At 57.7% G+C, this 23,310-nt stretch carries 19 protein-coding genes, 1 other RNA gene and 1 pseudogene; 6 read left to right on the forward strand and 15 right to left on the reverse strand.

What is annotated here, in order from left to right; genetic code table 11:
• Nucleotides 1-184 precede the first annotated feature (184 nt).
• Nucleotides 185-469, reverse strand: a complete 285-nt coding sequence (locus MLE18_RS00005) for a transposase (protein ID WP_243366063.1) — start codon at nucleotides 467-469, stop codon at nucleotides 185-187.
• Between the two features lie 82 nt (nucleotides 470-551).
• Here MLE18_RS00005 and MLE18_RS18165 point away from each other — a divergent pair.
• Nucleotides 552-758: pseudogene (locus MLE18_RS18165) on the forward strand (transposase); the annotation flags it as partial.
• Nucleotides 755-1,018 (forward strand): IS3 family transposase, encoded by a 264-nt coding sequence (locus MLE18_RS00010; RefSeq protein ID WP_243366065.1) that lies wholly within the window; start codon nucleotides 755-757, stop codon nucleotides 1,016-1,018. The pseudogene MLE18_RS18165 and the gene MLE18_RS00010, both read left to right, overlap by 4 nt.
• Here MLE18_RS00010 and MLE18_RS00015 read toward each other — a convergent pair.
• Genes MLE18_RS00015 through MLE18_RS00025 form a run of 3 tightly spaced genes read right to left on the reverse strand, consistent with a single transcriptional unit; the run spans nucleotide 1,015 to nucleotide 2,805 of the window.
• Nucleotides 1,015-1,794, reverse strand: coding sequence for an IS3 family transposase (locus tag MLE18_RS00015; protein WP_243366067.1), 780 nt, complete (start codon nucleotides 1,792-1,794; stop codon nucleotides 1,015-1,017). The two genes, MLE18_RS00010 and MLE18_RS00015, sit on opposite strands and share 4 nt — an antisense overlap.
• On the reverse strand, nucleotides 1,715-2,062 hold the full coding sequence (locus tag MLE18_RS00020; RefSeq protein ID WP_243366069.1) for a transposase: 348 nt from the start codon (nucleotides 2,060-2,062) through the stop codon (nucleotides 1,715-1,717). The genes MLE18_RS00015 and MLE18_RS00020 overlap by 80 nt, the downstream gene beginning before the upstream one ends.
• A 38-nt stretch (nucleotides 2,063-2,100) precedes the next feature.
• Nucleotides 2,101-2,805, reverse strand: a complete 705-nt coding sequence (locus tag MLE18_RS00025) for a tyrosine-type recombinase/integrase (RefSeq protein ID WP_243366071.1) — start codon at nucleotides 2,803-2,805, stop codon at nucleotides 2,101-2,103.
• A 130-nt stretch (nucleotides 2,806-2,935) separates the two neighbouring features.
• On the opposite strand from MLE18_RS00025, the gene MLE18_RS00030 reads away from it, so the two are divergent.
• Nucleotides 2,936-4,071, forward strand: a protein-coding gene (locus MLE18_RS00030; protein WP_243366073.1) for an IS3 family transposase whose coding sequence is annotated in 2 segments (ribosomal slippage) — nucleotides 2,936-3,188 and nucleotides 3,188-4,071 — 1,137 coding nt in all. Because the reading frame shifts where the segments join, the coding sequence is not laid out codon by codon here.
• A gap of 850 nt (nucleotides 4,072-4,921) precedes the next feature.
• Nucleotides 4,922-5,428, forward strand: a complete 507-nt coding sequence (locus MLE18_RS00035; RefSeq protein WP_243366075.1) for a hypothetical protein — start codon at nucleotides 4,922-4,924, stop codon at nucleotides 5,426-5,428.
• A 421-nt stretch (nucleotides 5,429-5,849) separates the two neighbouring features.
• On the opposite strand, the gene MLE18_RS00040 is transcribed toward MLE18_RS00035, so the two are convergent.
• The 11 genes from MLE18_RS00040 to ssrA form a co-directional block, all read right to left on the reverse strand.
• The gene (locus tag MLE18_RS00040) at nucleotides 5,850-6,374 is read right to left on the reverse strand and encodes a hypothetical protein (RefSeq protein WP_243366077.1); all 525 of its coding nucleotides are present in this window, start codon (nucleotides 6,372-6,374) and stop codon (nucleotides 5,850-5,852) included.
• Between the two features lie 216 nt (nucleotides 6,375-6,590).
• Nucleotides 6,591-7,307: a M48 family metallopeptidase gene (locus tag MLE18_RS00045; protein WP_243366079.1), complete on the reverse strand. Its 717-nt coding sequence runs from the start codon at nucleotides 7,305-7,307 to the stop codon at nucleotides 6,591-6,593.
• Nucleotides 7,307-10,360 carry a type I restriction endonuclease subunit R gene (locus tag MLE18_RS00050; RefSeq protein WP_243366081.1) on the reverse strand — a complete coding sequence of 1,018 codons (3,054 nt, stop codon included), beginning with the start codon at nucleotides 10,358-10,360 and terminating at the stop codon, nucleotides 7,307-7,309. The genes MLE18_RS00045 and MLE18_RS00050 overlap by 1 nt, the downstream gene beginning before the upstream one ends.
• On the reverse strand, nucleotides 10,357-11,868 hold the full coding sequence (locus MLE18_RS00055; RefSeq protein ID WP_243366083.1) for a Fic family protein: 1,512 nt from the start codon (nucleotides 11,866-11,868) through the stop codon (nucleotides 10,357-10,359). Before MLE18_RS00055 ends, MLE18_RS00050 begins: the two co-directional genes overlap by 4 nt.
• The gene (locus tag MLE18_RS00060) at nucleotides 11,865-13,043 is read right to left on the reverse strand and encodes a restriction endonuclease subunit S (protein WP_243366085.1); all 1,179 of its coding nucleotides are present in this window, start codon (nucleotides 13,041-13,043) and stop codon (nucleotides 11,865-11,867) included. The genes MLE18_RS00055 and MLE18_RS00060 overlap by 4 nt, the downstream gene beginning before the upstream one ends.
• Nucleotides 13,034-15,433 (reverse strand): type I restriction-modification system subunit M, encoded by a 2,400-nt coding sequence (locus MLE18_RS00065; protein WP_243366087.1) that lies wholly within the window; start codon nucleotides 15,431-15,433, stop codon nucleotides 13,034-13,036. Before MLE18_RS00065 ends, MLE18_RS00060 begins: the two co-directional genes overlap by 10 nt.
• 759 nt (nucleotides 15,434-16,192) lie before the next feature.
• Entirely contained in the window at nucleotides 16,193-17,281 is a 1,089-nt protein-coding gene (locus MLE18_RS00070; RefSeq protein ID WP_243366089.1) for a DUF3987 domain-containing protein, read from the reverse strand.
• Between the two features lie 409 nt (nucleotides 17,282-17,690).
• Nucleotides 17,691-17,915 (reverse strand): helix-turn-helix transcriptional regulator, encoded by a 225-nt coding sequence (locus MLE18_RS18170; protein WP_419714879.1) that lies wholly within the window; start codon nucleotides 17,913-17,915, stop codon nucleotides 17,691-17,693.
• A gap of 144 nt (nucleotides 17,916-18,059) precedes the next feature.
• Nucleotides 18,060-18,839, reverse strand: a complete 780-nt coding sequence (locus MLE18_RS00075) for a hypothetical protein (RefSeq protein WP_243366091.1) — start codon at nucleotides 18,837-18,839, stop codon at nucleotides 18,060-18,062.
• Nucleotides 18,840-18,867: 28 nt separating this feature from the next.
• Nucleotides 18,868-20,097, reverse strand: a complete 1,230-nt coding sequence (locus MLE18_RS00080; protein ID WP_243366093.1) for a tyrosine-type recombinase/integrase — start codon at nucleotides 20,095-20,097, stop codon at nucleotides 18,868-18,870.
• A 207-nt stretch (nucleotides 20,098-20,304) separates the two neighbouring features.
• Nucleotides 20,305-20,654, reverse strand: a transfer-messenger RNA (tmRNA) gene (gene ssrA, locus MLE18_RS00085).
• A gap of 126 nt (nucleotides 20,655-20,780) precedes the next feature.
• On the opposite strand from ssrA, the gene MLE18_RS00090 reads away from it, so the two are divergent.
• A complete protein-coding gene (locus MLE18_RS00090) occupies nucleotides 20,781-21,344 on the forward strand; it encodes a helix-turn-helix domain-containing protein (protein WP_243366096.1) in 564 nt (187 codons plus the stop codon).
• 11 nt (nucleotides 21,345-21,355) lie between these two features.
• The gene (locus MLE18_RS00095) at nucleotides 21,356-23,020 is read left to right on the forward strand and encodes an AMP-binding protein (protein ID WP_243366098.1); all 1,665 of its coding nucleotides are present in this window, start codon (nucleotides 21,356-21,358) and stop codon (nucleotides 23,018-23,020) included.
• Nucleotides 23,021-23,310 lie beyond the last annotated feature (290 nt).

A 23,310-nucleotide genomic window follows, 5' to 3' on the forward strand; every position in this document is an offset into this window, starting at 1 on the left:
GAGCCGTAAAGGGGCGTCTCCAAAAACTGGGCATCAATGAGACGCATCAGCCCAAGATTCAAGGCACTTTCTCCCTTGGGGCGATGATACCATGTCGACCGAGGCAATTCGAGCATCCGGCATTGCCGGGAAATACTGAGCCTTGGATGGCCAGTTTCGACCATCCCGCGCCTCCGCTCTCGACTCACCGTCGAGCGAAGGCTCTCTCCAAAAAATCCTTCTCCACGGTCAGCTGACCGATCTTCGCGTGCAGATCGCGAATTTCAGCTTCGCCATCCTTATTCACGGCAGCGGCCTTTCCGGAGAATGCCGACACCATACCATCCTTGGCCTGACGCTTCCAGGAAGCGATCATCGTGGGATGCACGTCGTACTTGCTCGCCAGTTCAGACAAGGTCAATTCGCCGATCAATGCCTCCAGGGCCAGCTTGGCCTTGAACTCCGCAGAAAACTTCCTTCTCTTGGACATCGTAGACCGTCCTCCTCGCTTGAGGACTCCAGCTTAGCGAACTGTCCAATTTTCCGCATCCACCTCAGGCCTTCGAGGACGGCCAATCGGCGAGCTGTGCAACGAGCACGGCATTTCCCAGGCTCAGTATTACCAGTGGCGCGACCGCTTTCTCGGCAATGCCCACCGCGTGTTCGAGACGGCCACTGTGGACAAGCGCACCCAACGGCTTGAGTCTGAGAATGCCAAACTCAAGGGATTGGTCGGCGAGTTGACCTTGGAGTTAAAAAAAACGGACGGTTGGCCGTGAAACGGCGCGGCTCTTACGCCAAAGTCGCCGCCAGAAACGCCGACCTTCTGGACCGTATTCGCTCGCTCAAGGCTGATCACCCGTTCTGGGGCTACCGGCGTATATGGGCTCATCTACGCTTCGTTGATGAGCTGACCGTCGGCAAGAACCGAGTGCACCGGCTTATGAAGGAGCACGGGTTGACGGTGCGGAGCAATCAGCTGCTCAAGGCCAAGCGCAAACCGACCGGCAGCAAGCCCAGTGTACTGCCCCTCATTTAGCAAGCGTCCGCTAAGTGAGTCTCGCGGCTGAGCTGTTCTGCCTCGAAAGCCTCCGGCGACCTGTAGCCGAGGGTCGAGTGCAGATAGTTTGCGTTGTAGCCGTCGATCCAGCGGTCCAGAGCCTCCAAGAAGGCAACCGGACTCGTGAACTCGTTGATCCAGACCAACTCTTCCTTGAGCGTGCGCATGAAGCGCTCCGTATCCGCGTTGCCTTTGGGGTTGGAGTAGCTGGTGAAGGCCTGGTTGATGCCCATGATCCGGCAAGCCTTCATGAAGCTCACTGATGTCGGCTGGCAGCCGTTGTCGGACATCAAGTTGAGGCCAGATCCCCTCGCGCCATCTAGAAACTGCCGGTTGACGGCCTTGTTCAGGGCGGCCAGCCAGTGCCAAGCCCTAGCTTGCAACCCGGCATAATGCCACACGACCTTCTTGGTGTTCCAGTCCAGCACGATCACCACGTAGACCCAGCCGAAGCCCTCGATCATGACCTTGGTCATGTCGATGCCCCACCATTGATTCGGCCTGCTGGGCCTGGGCTTGTTGCCGGTCGGCTTGCGCTTGGCCTTGAGCAGTTGACTGCCACGCACCGTCAACCCGTGCTCCTTCATAAGCCGGTGCACTCGGTTCTTGCCGACGGTCAGTTCATCAACAAAGCGCAGATGAGCCCATATACGCCGGTAGCCCCAGAACGGATGGTCAGCCTTGAGTGAGCGAATACGGTCCAGAAGATCGGCGTTTCGGGCGGCGACTTTGGCGTAAGAGCCGCGCCGTTTCACGGCCAACCGTCCGTTTTTTTAACTCCAAGGTCAACTCGCCGACCAATCCCTTGAGTTTGGCATTCTCAGACTCAAGCCGTTGGGTGCGCTTGTCCACGGTGGCCGTCTCGAACACGCGATGGGCGTTGCCGAGGAAGCGGTCGCGCCACTGGTAATACTGAGCCTGGGAAATGCCGTGCTCGTTGCACAACTCGCCGATTGTCCGTCCTCGAAGGCCTTCGAGCACGATGAGCGCCTTCTGCTCCGGGGTCCACTTCCGTCGTTTCATGGCCGATCTCCTCCTGGGAATCAGCCACGAAAACTCCGCTAGCGCAACCGCTCACCAAGCCGGGGGCAGGATACCTGGTAGCTGTCCATTGAGCGGAGGAGGGGAGCTATCTCTTTGGGGTCCGTGATGCTTGGGTGGTGCTTCTCCTTGACTGGGGGAAGGGCTCCGAGCAAATCGCTGGCGGGGTTACGGTCAGCCCTGCCTGTGGCTATGGCATAGCGGAATACCTGCCCGCAATTCTGCAAGGCCCGGTGAGCCGTCTCGATCCGCCCGCGTGCTTCGATTCGCTGAACAACTGTGAGTAACTCCGGGGCCAGGATGTCTCGGATAGGTCTGTTACTCACCCAAGGGAAAATATCTTTCTCGAAGCGACGGATGATCCTGTCGGCATGGGAGGGGCTCCAGGTGGGCTGAAACTTGCCGAACCATTCGCGGGCCACGCGCTCGAAGGTGTTTTCGTCAATCTCCGCTTCGGCTTTTTGGGCCTTCCGCACTTCTCCAGGGTCAATCCCTTGAGCAAGAAGGCTGCGGGCTTCATCCCGGTGTTCCCTGGCGTCCTTCAGGCTCACGTCAGGGTAGACGCCAAGAGAGAGCATCTTTGCCTTGCCGTTGAAGCGATATCTGAAGCGCCAACGCTTCCCGCCATTTGGGGAGATTTCCAGGCTCAGGCTTCTTTCGTCAGCGATGCGGATAAGTGTAGGGCCGGGTTTTGCGTTTCTCACCGCTAAATCTGTAAGCGCCATGTGAGTAACCTCCGGGGGCTAAGGAGGGCGCGGCTTGCCAGAGTTACTCACGCATCTTTTGCCTGAGGTGGATGCGGAAAATTGGACAGTTCGCTAAGCTGGAGTCCTCAAGCGAGGAGGACGGTCTACGATGTCCAAGCGAAGGAAGTTTTCTGCGGAGTTCAAAGCCAAGGTGGCCCTGGAGGCTTTGATCGGCGAATTGACCTTGTCTGAACTGGCGAGCAAGTACGACGTGCATCCCACGATGATCGCGTCTTGGAAGCGTCAGGCCAAGGACGGTATGGTGTCGGCATTCTCCGGAAAGGCCGCTGCCGTGAAGAAGGATGGCGAGGCTGAGATTCGCGATCTGCACGCGAAGATCGGCCAACTGACCGTGGAAAAGGATTTTTTGGAGAGAGCCTTCGCTCGACGGTGAGTCGGGAGCGAAGGCGTGGGATGGTCGAAACAGGTCATCCAAGGCTCAGTATTTCCCGGCAATGCCGGATGCTCGGCTTGCCCCGGTCGACATGGTATCATCGCCGCAAGGGAGAGAGTGCTATGGATCTTGGGCTGATGCGTCTGATTGATGCCCAGTTTCTGGAGACGCCCTTTTACGGTTCGCGGCAGATGCGGCTCCATTTCAAGAATCAGGGCATCCTGGTGGGGCGTGGGCGAGTTCGGCGTTTGATGCGCAAGATGGGGCTGACGGCGATTTACCAGAAGCCCAGGACCAGCGCCCCGCACCCCGAGCACAGGATTTACCCGTATCTCTTGCGAGGACTGCGGATTGATCGACCGAATCGCGTGTGGTGTGCGGACATCACGTATGTGCCGATGAAGCGGGGATTCTTGTATCTGGTGGCGATCATGGACTGGCACAGCCGGGCGGTGCTGTCCTGGCGGCTGTCCAACACCATGGACGCGGACTTCTGTGTTGCGGCCTTGGAAGAGGCCTTGAATCGACACGGAGTTCCGGAAATCTTCAACACCGACCAGGGAGCGCAGTTTACCAGCCAGGAATTCACTCAGACCCTCAAAAACGCCGGAGTGGCCATTTCCATGGACGGCAAAGGGCGCTGGATGGATAACGTCTTCATCGAACGCCTGTGGCGCTCGGTGAAATGGGAATGCCTCTACCTGAGAGAGCTTGAAACCGGCAGCCAGGCGCGACGTGCGCTTGAGCACTGGTTCCATTTTTATAACGAACAGCGACCGCATACCGCCTTTGACGGACAGCGGCCCATGGACGTCTACCGGGAAGGAACGGCCTCCCAGAAGGCGGCATGATAATCAACCGGACTTTAGCTTAGAAACGCCGCCAACCTGTCCAACCTACCGGGACCACCTCAGCCGTCCTTCGCGGTTACTCACAGAGTTACTCACAAAAAAAGTGGATGTCAAAGGACTGAAACGGACGAAGGCGGCCCTTGCGGCCCGCCTTTTCCTTGAAATTCCTGGGGGTTTTGGACTTTATTGGACTTGGTTGGAAGTCCTGTTGGTGGGGCGGGGGGAGTCGAGTCTGTTGCATAATTTACTGAATTTTAAAAATAAATTGTTTTCAACGTAATTAAGTTACCCGCGAAGTTACCCGCCTGGAAGTGCTCTTGTCCCTCAACTGCCGATCCCCTAGCGCCGAGCAAACAATCCTTTTTCGGGTGGGAATCTCCGAGAATATAAGGGGGGGGTACCCCCCCCTGGCCCCCGTTCAGTGGTTCCATCCGCCCCGCGTTGTCGCTTGCGAAACGTCCGGGGAGGGGATAAATGGCTTCGGCTTTTGCGAATAGTTGGCTCAAGACGATGAAGCCGTGTGGGGTAGAGCGATCCCTGGGTGACTTCATTGGGGCTAGTTGGGTGGTCTTCTCGTAGGCCTCTTGGTCAACCCCTCTGAGGTCGATGTTCTGGTCCTTCGCTTTCGAGATTCTCGCATAACTAAGAGGCATGGCTTTCATCTCGCGCAAATGCGTTGCTGTCAGCAATTTGTGTACTTATGCAACAATCAAAAACAAGAATATGATCAAATCCCTGGTGTTAACCAGGGCAAAACACTCCACAGCATGTCAACGAGGTAATGAACAGCCTATGGTGTTCGCATAAGTAACTGTGTTTGCAACACCGATCAGATCAAAGGAGAAGACATATGGGGCGGGATGAACTTGACGGATTCTGGCGGTACAGCGAGTTGAGCGAGGCCCAGCAGGAGGCGATCCCTGTTGAATTGCCCGACGATTGGCAATTTTCTGGAACGCCTGACGATGGAGTTGAGCCTGTGTTCGTGTGCCCCATCTGCCAAGAGAAATGCACCTCGGAGCGCGGTGGATGTAAGCACTTTGTGTTCGTGTATCGTGGTGAGTCCAATTCATATCTCCACCTTGATCCGAGCTTCGAAGACCTTGTCGTGCGGACGCTCGAAGAGAAGGGGGTGAACCTTGCGGATGAGCCTTTTGAAGAGAACCCGGCTGTCCGGCCTTGTGAAATCACTGATGTCGATGACGCCGAGTGGCCGGGCTTGGACGTGCTCCTCCCGAATCTGCATCAAATTCACTTCTCCCTAAGTCACGGGCACGCAGGGTGGGATGACTACGCAGGGTTCCTCGATATCGAAAACGTACTTGTAGCAAGCCATTTCAATCGTGAACTTGGTTGACCACCGATGATACTGAGGTCGCTTGAAGGATGGCTGGTGAAGTGTCCAGCGATTGTCCGATGCATGTCCACAACGTGTCCGATCTTGTCCGATGCTGTCCACAACGTGTCCGATTTTGTCCGAAGTGACAGATGAAACACGCATCCCGAGTACCGTAATCTGGGAGTTTCGGTCTATGGCCTCGTCCGGGAATCACCGTGGTTGCTTAATTTCTATATTCCAAGGAGTCAGGGTAGGCCTGAAATCGAGGTGGAGATTCCGAAGCTTAAGAAGACCACGCAGGCAGTTGGCCCCGCCCTTTAAAAAGGTGTCAGAGTGAGGCCGGGGATGGCATCCAGGTTCCATCCACCGGGGGAAGGTTCACGGGCAACTTCCAAGCGCAGAAAGGTGGTCCGGTCTCCGGTCTGTGACGACTGTAGGTCTATTTAAAAAGCATTTTAATAACACTCGCTTTGCGCATTTGTTTCGTTTTGGCATTGTGCTCGCTAATAACAAATGCCTCTCCTAGGCAACGTATTGATGCGTAGAACGCTTCTTTGTCTGTGCGCTCTTGTAGGGCCTTGTTTAGGAGCGTGTTTTTGCATTCGTTGTATCGATAAAACCCTGAGTGACGCTCTGCAAGGTCTAGAACTCTGGCATACTTAGATTCTTCATCATCTTTTTCAGAGAAGAATTCTTCGTATTTTCTACACACTCTATGTCTGTACTTTGTAGAACCATATTGAATAAATATGTGTTTGCTCATCTTGAAAAAGCGCAATAATTTTCTCTCAAAACATTTTGTCGGAATGTCCGCGCACGTGGCTATGTTGTTAAGTACGGATACGGTTGTTTTCAGATGTCTTGCCAGTGCAGGCATGTCGCTGTCTGAGACATGGTTTTCAAGCTTCACCGCCAGTGCCTCTGCAAAGAGTATGACATCCATGAATCTTGCCAAGTTGTCCACTTGCTTCCCTCCATGAGAATGAGGTGTGGACTTTATCATGATTCAATTGTGTGGCAAGATCTATTTATGATCATCTCTCTTTGGTTGATTCAATTATGACTTCATCGAAAATTATTATTCATGTAGGTTGGAGTTGAATTCGGATGGCGTGACATGGTATTTCTCTAAACAATGACAAGACCCAGCTTGCGCATGGGGAAAAACACAAACTATTACTCAATACGACCAATCCTCATGCCTCACCGGCAACTGGTTGAGTTGCTCCCGGTGGAACCTCCACTTTGGCATGAGCCGGTCCATGAGGTCGACAAATCGTGAGTTGTGGGTGGGTTCCACTAAGTGGGCCAGTTCATGGACGACGAGGTACTCCAGGCAGTCCTTGGGCTTCTTGGCGAGGTCGGTGTTGAACCGGATGCTCCGGGTCGTGGGGTTGCAACTTCCCCATCGGGTTTTCATCCTGCGCACGGAAAACCGTTCAAGCTGAACCCCAAGGCGTTTCTCCCACTTTTTGATGAGTGGGGTAGCCGCAGCTTTGACTTGGCCCCGATACCACCCTTCGACAATATCCTGCCGCTTGTTTTCATCCGTTCCGGGGCGGACCCTCAAGGTCATCGTGCGGTGCTCAAGCTCAACACGGGGGACCTCATCCTCTTCAACCACTCTCATGAGATAGCGCCGTCCCCAAAGGAAATGGCTCTCTCTCTCTAGATACTCGCGCGGCGTTTCGCGTTCCTGGTCGCGGAACTTCGCTTGCTGCTTCCTGATCCAATCGAGCTTCGAGATGGTGAAGACGCGGATGGTGTCCAGGTCCATGCGCGACGGTGCGGCAACGCGGACCTTTCCGTGCGGGGGATAGACACTCAAGTGAATGTTCTTGATGTCCTTCAGCACAACATCCACCTCGATCTCGCCGAGGCTGATCCTGGTGACCATCAATATTCGCCCTGCGCCTTGATGATTAGGAAGACGCGCTCCACCTCTGCCGTGTCGCCGTCCAAGATCGGCAGCAGCGCCGCCTTGATGATGTTCTCCTTGGCCAAGTGCTCTCGCCAGCCATCTGGGCGTATGTTCTTGACCGCGTGATCCACTTTCAGGGCCAGCTCCTCGTCCTGCTTCAGGTTGTTGTACAGCGCCCGCTTGCCAGCCGTGTCCAGCGACTTCGGGGTCTCTGGAGATTGCCCGGCTTCCACCTTCACTGCCAGTTCTGCGATGCGCTTCAGGTACTCCTCGTATTCGATGGCCTTCGCCTTGCGGGCGGCGATGATTTCGTCCAGCAGCGCGGACATCTTTTCGAAGTAGTCTGGGTCGCTCAAGTGCTCCTTGATGATCTTCCTGCGGACGTTGTTCTCGATGGTCTCGGCGACTGCGTCCTTGTTGCCTTTGATCCCACCCAGGCGGTCGTTGATGGCCCGGGCGATGCCGGTCTTCACGATCAGATCCAGCAGTCCCAGATTGTCGAAGGGGGAAATCTTCCTCGGTTCGTCAGCCTCGATGTAGGTGTCGATCAAGTGCCGCATGTCGGCCTCGTACGCCTTCAGATCGAGTTCTTCCCCGCTGGCCTTGCGGATAATCTCCCGGAGATTCAGGAAGTGGTTCATCTGTTGCCTGAAGCGGCCAACATCGGCTGCCGTGTAGCCTGCCGACTCCATCTCGTCCGCGATGTTGGCGTAGGCGCGGACCAGGGCCACGATGGCCTTGTAGAGCGCTGCCCGACGGGGCTCCCGCTCCTTCAGGTCCGAGGGGATCTCCGTGTTGCCGCAGAAATAATGGATATGCTCCAGCTCGCCCTTTGGGGGCTCCACTGCCTCACAGAGCAGGATGACGGCTTCCAGGGCGTTATCGAGCCGCACCTTCCCTTTTTTGAGGCGATCCTGCAGGAGCACTTCAGGGCTGGCACCTCCCGCGCTGTGGTCCAGCTCGGAGGTGTAGACGGCGATGGCGTTCTCGACCTTGTTGAACAGGTCCTTGTAGTCCACGATGTAGCCGAAGTCCTTATCGTCGCCGTCCAGCCTGTTCGTGCGGCAGATGGCCTGAAACAGGCCGTGGTCCTGCATGGATTTGTCGATGTAGAGGTAGGTGCAGGACGGCGCATCGAAGCCGGTGAGCAGCTTGTCCACCACCACCAGCAGCTTCATGTTTGCCGGTTCCTTGATGAACAGCCCCTTGGCCCATTCTTCGTAGGTTTCGGTCTTGGTCATTCCCGGTTTGGCTTCGACATCCTTCAGCAAATCGATGTAGGTATTGTAGAGGAACTGTTTGTCGGTCTCCGTGTTCGCTCCGGTCTCTTCCCTGGTCACATCCTTGGCTTGCGGGTTGTAGGAGGTCACCACCGCGCATTTGCCTTTGAAGGGCGTCTTCTGGAACAGGGTGTAGTATTTGCACGCCTCGTAAATGCTGGAGGCCACGAGTATTGCGTTGCCGCGATTGTTGGACAGCCGGGGCCTCACGCTGAAGTCGAACACGATGTCGTTCAGGACCCGCTCCATGCGCGACCTGGAGGACAGCACGTTCCGCATGGTGCCCCACTGTTTCTTCAGCTCGTCCTTCTGCCAGTCGTTGAGACCCCTGGTCCTCGCTTCGAACCAGGCATCAATTTTCTCTTCGGAGCCAAGCCGCTGGTCGATGTCCCGCGCCTCGTAGATGAGATCCAGCACGACCCCGTCCTCGACGCCCTCGCTGAACTTGTAGGTGTGGATGTAGCCGCCGAACACTTCCAGGCTGGTCTGCTTGTCCTTCTTCAGGAGGGGCGTGCCCGTGAAACCGATGAACACTGCGTTGGGCATCATGGCCTTCATGACACGGTGCAGCTTACCGGTCTGCGTGCGGTGGCACTCGTCCACGAAAACGAACACCTCGCCCACGGTCTGGCTGGGTGCTGCTTCAAGCTCCTTGATGAAGGCGTCGAAGTCGTCCACGTCCTTGCGGCCAAACTTGTGAACCAGGGAGCACAAGAGGCGTGGCGTGGCCTGACCAAGTTGATTCATCAAATCCCGCCCGCTGCTGGTGCGCTTGATCGCCTCGCCCGCTTCCTTGAAGACGCGTTCGATCTGCTTGTCCAGCTCGTCGCGGTCGGTGATGATCGCCACGCGGGCGTTGGGGTTGTTCTCCAGTATCCACTTGGCCAAGAGAACCATCACGATGCTCTTGCCGCTGCCTTGGGTGTGCCAGATGATGCCGCCCTTTCGCTCGCGGACATGACGCTGCGCGGCTCTGATCCCGAAGTACTGGTGGACGCGGGGCAGCTTCTTCACCCCGCCGTCGAAGAGCACGAAGTCGTGCATCAGCTCGATCAGCCGGTCCTTGCTGCACATCTTCAGCAGGTACTTGTCCAACTTGAAGCGGGTGTTGTCCTGCTCGTCTTCCTTCCATTTCAGGAAGTACTTCTCCGGGGTGCCAACGGTCCCGTATTGCATTCCTTCGGAATCGTTGCCCGCGAAGATGAACTGCACCGTGCTGAAGAACCATGCATTGAACTCGGGTAGCTGGTTGGAAAGATTCTGGCGGATGCCGTCGCCGATGGAGGTGCGGCTGTTCTTCAGCTCCAGTACGCCGATGGCGATGCCATTCACGTAGAGCACCAGATCAGGACGCCGGTTGAGGTTGCCTTTGAGAGTCACCTCCTCCGCGATGGCGAAGTCGTTCTTTTGCGGGTCCTTCCAGTTGATGAGGTGGACGGTTTCGGTCGGCTGGCCTGCCTCGGTCTTCACCGGCACACCATAGCGCAGCAGGCTGTAGACGGCCTGGTTGTTCCCGTAGAGGCTACGCCCGTGATTGTTGGCCTCTGTGCGCAGCATGTGAATGGCCCTGCTGATTTGGGCAGGGGAGTAGCCGCTCTTGGTCAGGTGGGCTTCAAGCAAACCGTCCTCGACGTTGGTGTTGCCTTCGCGGTCTGACCAATCGCCCAGGTAGCGGTACCCCAGCTCGTCGCGGAACAGGGTAATGACCCGGTTCTGGGTGACGCGTTCCGGCTTGCCGATGTCGGTCATGTTCCACCCTGTTCCTTTTCAAGAGTCTCCAGCACCCTCTTTCCCTGGTCCGTGAGCCGGTAGCGCTGTTTGCTGCTCCTGGGCTTGTCGGGGCTGGTCATCTCGATGGTCCCTGCCTCTAGGGCCGGGAGGAGGTAGTTCTTGCGGAAGTTCTTCTCGTCGCTCAACCCCAATGCCTTCTGGAGGTCGATCCGGCTCACCTCTCCCGCCATGGCCCGCACTACTTGGACAACTGCGGGGGTGACTTCGGGGGTGACTTCGGGGGTGACTTCGGGGGTGACTTGCTGGGTGGGGACAACGGGCCTGCGCCACAGCGTCGTGGTGAAACCATCGGAGACCGCGAACTCGGGTTCGGGCAGGGCAGCCTCGCGGCAGCGCCGGATCATGTCACCCGTCCCCGTTCCCATGCGTTCTATGTATTTCGCCAGATACAGCGGCTCGGCCAGCAGAGGGTTTCCCGGCACCGACCCATGGGCATGACGCAGCTTTTCCAGGGTCAGCGAGGGGGGAAGCGTGCCAGGGTTCCAGATTTCCAGCCTGTTGGCGAAGAGCATCACCTGCACGCTGCCGGAACTGGTGTAGTCGCGGTGCGCCACCGCGTTGACGATGGCCTCGGCCACCGCATCGCGCGGGATTTCATACTCCACCGGGGCTTCCGGGCCAGCCTCGCGGGTGCCCACGCGCAGATTGATCTTGGACATGACGAAGTCCACGGCCTGATCGACCAAATCAAAGACCGTGCCCCTGTAGACTTGGTACGACGGGATCGGCTTGGCGACCTCAACACCGTGGAAATGGGCGCACTTCACTTCCGAGGAGATCAAGAATCGCTGCGGCTGACGACCGAAGAGCAACACAGCGGCATTGGCGAGGCTGCCCCGGTCGAAAAGATTCAGATGGGTGAGCAGCTCGGCGGGGGTGGCCTCCTCCGGTAGGGGGAAGTTGCGGGCCAGCCGGGCGCGACGGATAAACATGCTCATGCGTTCCGCGTCCAAATCGTCCAGGGTGGCCTTGGGACAGGCGGACGCGTCGAAGGGGCCGGTGCGGATCAGCTCCTTGGCTTCCAGGTACTGGATCAACGCGGCATACATGTTCGTGACCAGCTCCGAAGCCGAACCGAAGCTGCGGCGGACAAGCTCGGCTTCTGCGCGCCGGATCAAGGCCAGCATCTTAGGGTGGCGCGAGGAGGCGTCGGCGCTTTTGATGAAGATCAGACGGTGCTTGTGGAGCAGCGTGGCTTGGTCGAACTCCCGCTGGGTGGGGGAGACGCCTTCGGGGTCCTCGTAGCCGTAGTCCAGGCCGAACAGGCCGACGTAGATGGCGCAAGCAGCCACTTCATCCAGGTAGACATGGTCGGCCCGTCTGTCGGCGGCGGGGATGTCCTCGAAGAGGAACGGGGAGAAAAACCGCCGCATCAGCGGGTCGCCGGTCAGGAAGGTAAGGAGCGCGGCCCGCTCGGCGGCGAACTCCTTCTGCACACTGCTGATGAAGAGGCGGATTGGTTTCATACCAGCCGGATTCTCCCGGTGAGGAGTTCCTGCATCATGCCTTGCTTGATCTGGCGGGCCTTGGAGAGCTTTGACTCCAGGGTGGAGAGTTCGGCGTCCATGTCAGAGAGGACGGTGGCGATGGCTTCTTGTTCGGGGATAGAGGGCAGCGGGATTTCTGTCTTCTTCGCTCCAGAAATTGTATAGGTTCCGACCGTAGTACCAGCAGACGCATCGGTAATTTGTTTCATGACTATCGTGGTCAAATATAGCTGTCGAAGGAACTCAACTGACACCTTCCCACCGATCTTAAACCAAATGATGTTCCCGTCCTTGAAGTAAAATTCTTTATCGTCGGTCACAGTGAAAACTTTTCCCAGGGTTCCCACACCAGTCACAAGCATATCACCGACGCTGGGCACACCATGAACACTCCTAAACGATTCGTACAACGATTTCGTAATAAACAGGTCGTTTTCTACATGGCCTGCTTCACCAAGGATCGCTAGTTCCCTGGCACGATAGAATGGCACCCCATCTGACTTCCAGTCGCGCTGAAAAACACGTTTGCTGGATGTAATCTCGAATAGCTCTCCCAGCCTCTTCACTTCCCACTCCCCACTGAACCCCGGCAACCGCCTCTTCCCAGTCAGCAACTCCTGCATCGCCCCCTGCTTGATGCTCCGCTTCTTGGCGATGAGTTGCTCCAGGGATTCGATGAGGGCGTCAGCATCGGAGAGTGCGGTGGCGATGACGCGTTGTTCATAGTAATGCGGAGTTGCGACTTTAATTGGATAAATAAAGTTCCTGTTGAGCGATTGCTGAGCTCCGCCGGAGTTGTGGCTGGTGAAATTGATATGGCTAATATAGTAAAATGTGAAGAGTGGGTCGTTTCCAAGAAAGTTGGTTACATACAGAGCTGTGTTGTGAGGCCAATAGTCGTCTTTGCAGTAATGAACTTGACCAAAAGAAGCCCCGCTTCGACCGACAATGACTCCTGGACCCTTCGCCAGCGCAGTATCGTGAAACCCATTTTGGCCTGCCGAGCCCATGACAGGGATATTACCCGGACAACGCATTCGGTCTGTTAAATCATGGCCTCGCTGGAGAGCCACAAAATCACCGAGAACGCCAGCTTTCCAGTCCTCCGGGATCACCCCGACCTCTGTCTGCTTGTAGCCGGGCTTCACGTCCATGAGAACCCCATCCTCTCCAGGTGCTTGTTCACCCTCTCTTCCAGTTCAGCCACGCGGCTGACCATCTGCGGCAGCGGGGCTTCGTACCGTTCCGCCAGTTCCTTCACCCGCTGGGTGAGCGACTGGCTGACCCGGTCCATCTCGCCGTGGATGGCCCCGACCAGCGCGGCAAGCCATTTGTCGTCCACCACCAGCGACTGGACATCGGCCTCGGTGAGCTTGGGATACTTGGCGTAGGCCAACGCGTCGAGATTGGTCTCGGCCTCTTTGAGGCTCTTCTTGAGGTCAGCCTCTTCCTCGTTGAGCTTCTTCCACTGTCCCAGCACGGCGGCCTCTTCCTTGGCCTCCTTGTCGCCCTTGATCTCCTTCAGCCGGGCGGCGACGTTGGCCTTGTTCACCTTGTCGAGTTCGGAGAACGCCCCGTCATCGCCCCCGTGTTCCTCTTCCAGTTCGGCCATGCTTGCGCTGACGGCCTCCAGGTCGGCTGCGAGCTGGTCAACGGCCTCCTGCTCCTTGGCGAAATAGCGGGCCACGACCAGTTCCTTGGGCACAAGGTCGCAGGTCCATCCCTTGTCCTTCTCCTTGCCCTGCTTGTTCTTCACGATGATGCGGCTGGTCTCGGCCTTCCACCCGTCGGAAGCGATAAGGTAGCAGTCATCCTGCATGGTCTCGGCCCAGTAGTTCATCAGGTGCTGGTAGACGTCGTAGGGATTGATGAGCGGCTTGCCGGTATAGTGGGTGAGCAGGTCCTCGGCCAGCGCAGTGATGACCTCCTTCGGGTGGCAGCCGAACTGCAACTGTTTGAGCGTTGCGGCACTCTTCTGCCTCCAGGCGTCGAAGTGGGCGTTCATGCCGGTAATGAAGTCTGCGAACTGGGAGTGCTCGTAGATGGCCGACTTGATGACGGCCTTGTCCACGGCGAGGTCCAGGTAGCCGGGGCGGTTGTCCTTGAACAGGGCCTGCTTGAGCTGCGGGCAGACGTCCCAGTAGCGCTGGAGGGCATTCACGTCGGCAACCGGGATGCCGCCCTTCAAGTGGCCCTCGATGTCCTGGAGGTCCTCGGCCTGCTGGCTGTCGATGTAGCGAGGCAGGTTGAGGTTGAACTCGTTCTTCTCAATCTCCTCCACTGGCACCATGCGTGAGTATCTGGGGACCTCGATGCACTTGTTGAAAACGTCCACGATCTTGTGGATGTCCTGGTCGCGCAGACGGTTCTTGGGGCCATCCTTCATGAAGCCCGAACTGGCGTCGATCATGAAGACACCCTTGCGGGCATGGGCGTCCTGCTTATCCACCACCACGATGCAGGCTGGGATGCCCGTGCCGTAAAAGAGGTTCGCGGGAAGGCCGATGATGCCCTTGATGTAGCCCTTTCGGATGAGCGCCCGGCGAATGTCAGCTTCTGCGTTGCCCCGGAACAGCACGCCGTGCGGCAGAATGCACGCGCCCTTGCCCGTGCTTTTGAGCGAGCGGATGATGTGCAGCAGGTAGGCGTAGTCGCCCTGCTTGGCAGGAGGCGTGCCGAACGGCTGGAAGCGGTCGTAGGGGTCGTGCAGCGGGTCGATGCCGGTGCTCCAGCGCTTGTCGCTGAAGGGCGGGTTGGCGACCACGAAGTCGAAAGTCTTGAGGGTGTCGCCTTCCTTGAAACGTGGCGAGGCCAAGGTGTTGCCCTGCACGATCTCGGCGGTGGGGTTGTTGTGCAGGATCATGTTCATGCGGGCCAGACCGCTGGTGGCCGCGTCCTTCTCCTGCCCGTAGAGGGTGACATTAGTGGTGGCCTCGTCGGCGACTTTGAGCAGCAGCGAACCCGATCCGCAGGTGGGGTCGTAGACCGTCGTGGTGCTGGTCGTCTGGGCGTCACGGATGCCGATGATCTTTGCCATGATGCGGCTGACCTCGGCGGGGGTGTAGAACTGGCCCTTACTCTTGCCGCTCTCCGTGGCGAAGTGGCGCATGAGGTATTCGTATGCGTCGCCCAGAATGTCGTCGCCGTCGGCGCGGTTCTTGGAGAAGTCGAGGGCCTTGTTCTCGAAGATGGCGATGAGGTTGGTCAGTCGCTCCACCTTCTCCTTGCCGGTCCCGAGCTTGGTGGCGTCGTCGAAGTCCGGCATGTCGGAGAGCTTGTTGGCGTCGGCCAGCGGGGCGATGATCTTCTTGTTGATCTGGTCGCCGATGTCCGGCTTGCCCTTGAGCGCCACCATGTCCGCGAAGCTGGCCCCCGCTGGGATTGTGATGGGCGCAAACGGCATGCCCGCATACTTGTCGCTGACGTACTTGATGAAGAGCAGGACAAGGACATAGTCCTTGTACTGACTGGCATCCATGCCGCCTCGTAGTTCGTCGCAGGACTGCCAGAGGGAGGAGTAGAGTTCGGACTTCTTGAGAGCCATCTGGTGGATTTTCCTTTTCTTTCTTCGCGTCCCGCCGAGCCTCGCTGGCCTCGGCAACCTGATAGGCAAACCCCATCGGCCAAAGGCTGTCAAGAATTATGGGCGGCTTGCCTGGTATGGGTGACGTACAGGCTTGCCGGTTGAAATCAGAAAAGCCCGTCCACCTGGTGATGGAACGGGCTTTACGCCGACCTGGATCAGGTCTGGTTCATCAGGAGCCTTGGGGCCGCACCTCCTGCTCGACTTCTGGCTTACATCTTTGAGTCAGTCTCGTTTGCAAGCTCGACTCCGGGGGGACAGACTTATCTGGTCCCGAGAAAGTCCCTGCGTGACGCTCAATGGGCAAGCGCTCAGGTTTGACCGTGGACGCGCTCCCGGAGCCCGATTCCGGCTGTGGTGCAGCAAAATTCATCTGCTGCTTTCCCCGATCTCTGCGCTCCTGCCGCAGATCCTTCCCGTAGTTAGGGTTCCGGCCGAGGCGGAAAGGCCATAATGGGCAGGGGGGGTGGTGCCCGAAGTCCTGGTAGGCATCACACGCTGCCGCTCCCTCCGGCATGCAGTCCAGGCACCGGGCCTTGATGATCGCCATCAGGGATCGTGGCGCACCGGGCTGGATCACACCGAGGCGATAGGGATGGCAAGCGCAATCGGTTGAAGGGCACCGGCTGACCTCGGACGGCGACCCCCCGCAGCACCAGAGGCAGTATGCGCGGATTCCATCAAGGGGACTGCGGCGTTTACCTTGGAAGTTGGGTGATCTCATCTCGCCCCCCCCTCGGGTAATGCGAGGACCGCAGGCAAGTTTTCCTCCTCTGGTCTTCTCTCGCACTCTGGCGAATGATCCGAATTTTCCGACGGTTCTCCGGCACTGGAAATATGTTCGAAAAATTCTGTTTTTTCGTTCAGTCGGAAGATGTTGCGCGGCTTGGTCTTCGTCGCCTCCTTCTCGTGAATGACAATGCCACTTGACGTGAGTGAACCCAGAGCCTTTTTCATCTGGTCCTGCGAGTAGCTGTTGCCCAAGGCGCGATGGAGTTCTGTCGCGGTCACGGGATGAGGTGAAGCCTTCAAGGCTGCCAGAATTTTCTCCTGTAAGGGATCGGCCTGCCGACCCTTGAAGATGTACGCGGCGCTGGCCTCGCAGTAATTCCAGAACGCCAGGGCTGCTTCCAGATGTTTGATGCCGATGACCGCTTCACGATCCAGAAGTGCGTAGATCATGGCGAGTCGCTGGACTTGCGCTTCCGAGCGCCCCACCACGGCTCCGAATAGCCCGCCGCGTTCCATCGCCAGGGACGGATAGACCCTATCCCAGAGTTCATATGCAGAGTCGTCAAGGGTCATGAGCCCGGCACTATGCGCGAACTTCAGGCGGTCCAGCAGGACAGCCTGGAGTTTCAGCAGTTCTTCAGCAGGCATCGGGCTAGGCCTGGAGATAAGGCGCGAGCGCCGGGCAAGCACCCACAAGAAGCGGTTTGCGAAGCCGTTAAAGAGTTCGACTTCGCCGAGGGTTCGCTCAAGTTCCTCGAGGGTGATGTGCGCGACAATGTTGACGTGAGCGTTTGTCGTTCTCGTTGGACTGGACTTTGTCAGCGGCTGAACGCATCCACTGTCCCAGAACGAGCGTAGAGCTGGCGACAGGGTGTTGCCTTCCCGCTTTGAACACCTCAATCCTGCTGCCAATTCCTCGTCCATGATGATCAGGCGTTTGTCAGGGACCCCAGGGTCTTTCAGCTTCCATTCTCCGGGGGAGGTTTTCTTGTCCTCCTCCCAGGTGCGGTATTCGTCCCTGACATTGAATACGATCCCTTCTCCGGTGCTCAGGGGGCCAGGACTGATGGCAGCCATGGGGAGACCTGAGTCGGGTAGAGTGAAAAGGCGGGTGACCGGTGCGGCACTGGTGCCTTTCCGTGCCTTGCTTGATTGTCCGGCCACCACTGCGAAAAGGCGAGGGTCATGCCGGGAGTCGCCGATGAGGATATGCGGCCTTGTGGCAGGGTCTGGGCCTCCTGCTTCACACGCGAACCTTACCAGGAAGGTTGCAAGAACCGCCGCCGGGTCGGCTTCGCTGTTGGCCGTGGCCAAGTCAACGAACTCGCCTGCAAGACCGGGAAGGGCAGCACGGTCAAGGACAGGCCAAGGCTTGAGGGCTGACGGCTCCCATCTTTCCAGGGAGGGGTCGCTAGCGGGGACGTAGTCACCAACGAGAGCGCGGTTCGGGACCGCCTGCAGGGCGGGTGCCACTGTGCCGATGGCGTTAGGCATGGTTCACCCCCTGGCCGGACGCGAGACGTTCGACAAGAGCATCAATCTGACTCTCCGGCCAAGCAACAGCACGGACCCCAATTTTAACGGGACGAGGGAACACTCCGAGTCGGACGAGTTCAAGGAATCGGCTACGTTTGTATCCGACTCGGTTGAGGACTTCTGGAAGACGGCAAAGGCGGTCTTTGGTATGGGAAACAATTTCCACAGAACTCATTCTCCTTTAAGGATATAAGAGTTTGCCACCCTCATGGGGCGGAACGGTCCAGTGGATGCCAAAAAATGATGTCCGGGCATAGCAAGCCAATTTTTCTAAAAGTGGATTGCAAGCCGAGGGGAGAGGGGGTGGGGGCTACTTAAGCTACTTTAAGGTCAACACTCTGACTGAATTGATGCAGAGCGCTGTTCTGTTGTATAATTTGCTGAATGTTTGATGCCCTGAAACTCCATACCGCTTGTTGACTCCAGGTGAAACAGATTTGATGGTCTCTATAGCTTCAGCCAAGAAGCCAGTATTTTTTGCAGGAGGATGCACGCCCCATTTTGATTCAACGTAATCCCAAATCCAGATGCCAACTGCCCTTGGAATATTGTCAATTTCAAATGAGACGTCTTCCATTGAAGAAATTCTTCTGCGTTCTAAGGCAAATATATCACCTGGGTCACTGAAATTCATTTGTTGGTGCTCAACGACTTCTTCAGAGCCATGATACTTTTCATATTGTTCTGCTATTGACTGGATCAAAGCTTTTAGAGACACGGAGAAGTCAATTTTTGCAAGGCATTGCCCTTTTTTTAGCTTATGTCCCTTAGGAATTCTGAGGTCTTCATCCTTTCCGTTGTACGATAAAATCGTTACATTGTTGTCGAGAAACAAAGGGTTGTCTGGGTATTGTATTTTGGATGTTCCTTCAATTACTCCCAGCATGTCAATTTTTTCTTCAAAATTATGGCAGTAATAGTCAATCCATCCATTGAAGCCCCACGATGTAAGTTTTTTCTTGTGTGCTTGTTTAACTTCATTGTCACTTGTTCGAAAAACATGTTTGATTGCATCTAAAAAGTCAGTATTCCTCTTCCCGTACTCAAAAGCCCAGAACCTGTGGAACAGGCAATAGTCTTGGTCTGAAATCAGTGACATAGTGACCTGCGTTCACACCTTATTGTTGCTAGACGCTTGCTTGTCGCTGGAAGGGGGTAACCTTGGCACCAGCCTTGAGTCCGTCCAGGTAATCTGCCCATGCCTGCATCATCTTGCGGCGCTCGGGCAAGAACTCGGCATAGTTGTAAGCCGCCCGGATATTGTCACGTTCGGCGTGGGCGAGTTGGCGCTCAATGGCGTCACGGTTCCAGCCCTGCTCGTTGAGCAGTGTAGAGGCCATAGAACGGAACCCATGCCCAGTCAGTTCGTCCTTGGTGTAACCTAGACGGCGGAGCGCACCGTTGACCGTGTTCTCGGACATGGGTCTTTCCAGGGTCCGCATGGACGGGAAAAGATATTTTCCGTGGCCGGTGAGGGGGCGCAATTCCTTGATGATGGTGACGGCCTGTATGGCAAGGGGCACGATATGCTGTTCGCGCATTTTCATCTTGTGGCCTGGAATCCGCCATTCCCTGTTCTCCAGGTCGATCTCGGTCCACTCTGCGTGCCTGAGTTCTCCAGGGCGCACGAAAACCAGCGGGGCTAGTCGCAGGGCGCAGGAGGTCACAGGTGAGCCCTGGTAGCTGTCCATGGATCGGAGGAGGGCAGGGATGGCCTTGGGGTCTGTGATGCTTGGGTGATGTTTTTCTTTGACTGGAGGGAGAGCCCCACGCAAGTCGGCGGCGGGATTCCTCTCGCACCTGCCAGTGGCTACGCCATAACGGAAGACTTGGCCGCACCCCTGGATCGTCCGGTGTGCCATCTCCAGCGCCCCACGCGTCTCGATGCGGCGGGCAAGCGTCAGGACTTCTGGAGCAGTGATGTCTTTGATAGGCCGCGAGCCGATCCAGGGGAAGACGTTCAGTTCCAGGCGACGAAGTATTTGCGTACCGTGTTCCTCGGTCCACGTGGGTTGAAACTTGGCCCACCACTCACGGGCGACACGCTCGAATGTTTCGGCGTCCTCGGCATCTTCCGCTTTTACCGACTTGCGAACTTGCCCAGGGTCAATCCCCTGCGCGAGCAACCGACGGGCTTCGTCGCGGCGGTCTCTGGCGTCCTTTAGGGTGACGTCCGGGTAGACTCCAAGGGAAAGCATGTTCTCCCGTCCCCTTAGCTTGTAGCGCAGTCGCCACCACTTCCGGGGTTTGCCGTCCTTTCCAGCGCTCACTTCCAGAAACAGGCCACGCTCGTCCCGAAGCCGGTAAGGTTTATCTAAGGGCTTGGCGTTCCTGACAGCGACATCGGTAAGGGGCATGACGGGTAACCTCGCGTTCAAGGTGCGGCGCGGGGTTTGCGGTTACCCACCGCACTGTTACCCGCTTGCCTTCGTTACCCGCCCAGTTACCCGCCGGAATGGTGGCTGTCAACGGCCCAAAACGGACGAAGGCGGACCTTGCGGCCCGCCTTTTCCTTGAAATTCCTGGGGGTTTTGGACTTTATTGGACTTGGTTGGAAGTCCGGTTGGTGGAGGCGGGGGGAATCGAACCCCCGTCCGAGAACGCTCCAACATAGCATCTACAGGCGTAGACCGGGATTTGATCTCAGTTCAGACGAGCCTCCTGGTCGGGCTGAATGAACCCAGTCCATTTAAGTTCTCGCGAACGCTACAACGGACAACTGCGCTCGCCAGTCCAGTGGGGTGTCCCCCGCATCCAGCTTACCAGACTTAGGCTAGAGGGAGGCTGGCCTTAAGCGGCCAGGGCGTAATCGTAGTCGTTGGCTACTGATTGTTTTTCGCGTTTTTACGAGGCCACGCGACCCCTCGGCCTGCAACTGTGTCTTTACAATCCCCGTCGAAACCAGTGCGCCCCCAGGCAGTGGAATCAACTAAATATACGACATGCACATGATACGGCAAGCCCCAAATGTGTGAATAGTTCTCGTATTTCAGACCGAAATAGGGTATCTGGCCTGAATCACTGCCTTTGGGAGGTCGTCATGAGCCACGTATCATCCTTTGATCGCGACATCGCCCGCCGCATCAAGGATCTCCGCGAGGTGCTCGCCCTCACGCCTGAGGACCTGGCGGACAAGACCGGTGTTTCTGTTCAGGATATCCTCGCATTCGAGTCTGGAAGCCGCGAGGTCCCCGTAAGTTACCTCTACACCATCGCCAAGGCCACCGGCGTCGACCTCACTGCGCTCATTACGGGGTCTGAGGCCAAACTCCACCAGTACTGCCTGGTGCGCAAATCCGAAGGCCTCTCCGTCACTCGGCGCAAAGCCTACAAGTATCAGGCCCTGGCTTACCGTTTCAGCCGGCCCGCCATGGAGCCCTTCATCGTCACGGTGCCGCCCGCGCCCCCCAAGCAGGACGTGGATTTCAACCAGCACGCCGGTGAGGAGTTCGTCTTCATGCTCAAGGGGCGCATGGAAGTGGTGCTGGGTAAGGAGACGGTGATCCTCGAACCGGAGGACAGCCTGTATTTCAGTTCGACGATCCCGCACGCGATGCGCGCTCTGGACGGCAAGGAAGCGGTGTTTCTGGACGTCATCATCTAAAGGGACAGCTCATGCAGAAAGAATTCAAAGTATTCGAGACGTTTGACGACTTCAAACGCGATTTCTCCGTGGATGTTCCCCCCAAGTACAATTTCGCTTTCGATTTCCTCGACGCCACGGCCGCCGTCGATCCGACACGCCCAGCGATGGTGCACGTCGACAACGACAACAACCGGCGCGACCTCGACATCGGCTACTTCAGCCGGGAGTCGGCCCGTATGGCCAACGCCTTCAGCGCCATGGGCATCGGCCGGGGCGACAAGGTCATGCTCGTGCTGCAGCGGCGGGTGGAATTCTGGGTGACGGTGCTGGGCCTGGTGAAGATCGGTGCGGTGCCCGTGCCTTCCCCCCATCTGCTCACCGCCCACGACGTGGAGTTCAGGGTCAACAAGGCCGGGATCAAGGCGTGCGTGGTGGAGCAGGATTTCGTGGAGCGCGTGGACGCCGTTCGGCACGCCTGCCCTTGCTTGGCCCATTTCGTCCAGGTGGGCGGCGAGGCCACTGCACCCGGCTGGGCCTCCTATGTCGAGATCGGGGCCAACGCCTCCAATGTGTTCCCCCGGCCTGCCGATTCGGCCGGCGCGGAAGACGTGATGTTCATCTTCTTCTCCTCCGGCACCACCGGGATGCCCAAGATGGTTGTGCATAATCACAACTATCCCCTGGGCCACATCACCACGGGCGTCTATTGGCACGACCTCAAGCCCGGCGACCTGCACCTCACCGTGGCGGATACCGGCTGGGCCAAGTCCATTTGGGGCAAGTTCTTCGGTCAGTGGATGGCGGGCGCCTGCGTGTTCACCTGGGACTATCGCGGCAAGTTCGTCCCGGCGGACTTGTTGCGCGTCATCAGCGAGCACAAGGTGACCACTTTCTGCGCGCCCCCCACGATCTATCGGTTCCTTGTCCGCGAGGACGTGGCCTCCTTCGACCTCTCGGCCCTGCGCCATTGCACCACGGCTGGCGAGCTGCTCAACGAGAGCGTGTTCCAGGCCTGGAAGAAGGTCACTGGCCTGACCATCTACGAGGGCTACGGCCAGACCGAGACCACCCTGCAGATCGGCGCCTTCCCCAACATGGAGATCAAGCCCGGCTCCATCGGCAAACCCTGCCCCGGCTGGGACATCGTGCTGCTGGACGCCAAGGGGCACGTCTGCCCCCCCGGCGAGGAAGGCGAGATCTGCATCCGCCTGGGCAGCGGCAAGACCCTTGGGCTTTTCGACGGCTACCTCTACGAGCCGGAGAAGACCTCCTCCGTGCTGTTCGGCGGCTACTACCACACCGGCGACAAGGCCTGGCGCGACGAAGACGGCTACTACTGGTTCCTGGGCCGCAACGACGACCTCATCAAGTCCAGCGGGTACCGTATCGGGCCCTTCGAGGTGGAGAGCGCCCTCGTCTCCCACCCCGCTGTGGTCGAGGCCGCGGTCACCGGCGTGCCCGACCCCGACCGTGGGCAGGTGGTCAAGGCCACGGTAGTCCTCGGCGCCGGGCTCCAACCCTCGCCGGAACTCGTCAAGGAGCTGCAGGACCATGTGAAGAAGGTCACCGCTCCGTACAAGTATCCCAGGATCATCGAGTTCCTCCCCGAACTGCCCAAGACCATCAGCGGCAAGATCAAGCGCGCCGAGATCAGGGCCAAGGACGAAGGGAAGAATCCCGAACCGACCGTTTAGCCACTGCATCATCCCGGGCGGGAGGCCTCTCCCGCCCGGGCCATTCACCGCTTTCTTCCTGTCCTTTCCCTCTCGCGATTCCACCGTGATTCTCCGCTCCCGGGGCATCGAGCACTTCCGTGACCGGGTTGTCCTGACCTATGTCAAGTATGATATAGAGGGAATCCCCACCTATTCAGTCCATAAATTGTGTGTTATAAATAGGTGTCGTAGCGGTATGGAATTTGTACGTGCCGTATTCATTCTCTGGGGGGGAGTATGCGTTGGTCTGACATGCGAATTGGGCAGAA

The sequence above is a fragment of the Fundidesulfovibrio soli genome, assembly GCF_022808695.1.
Classification (GTDB): Bacteria; Desulfobacterota; Desulfovibrionia; order Desulfovibrionales; family Desulfovibrionaceae; genus Fundidesulfovibrio; species Fundidesulfovibrio soli.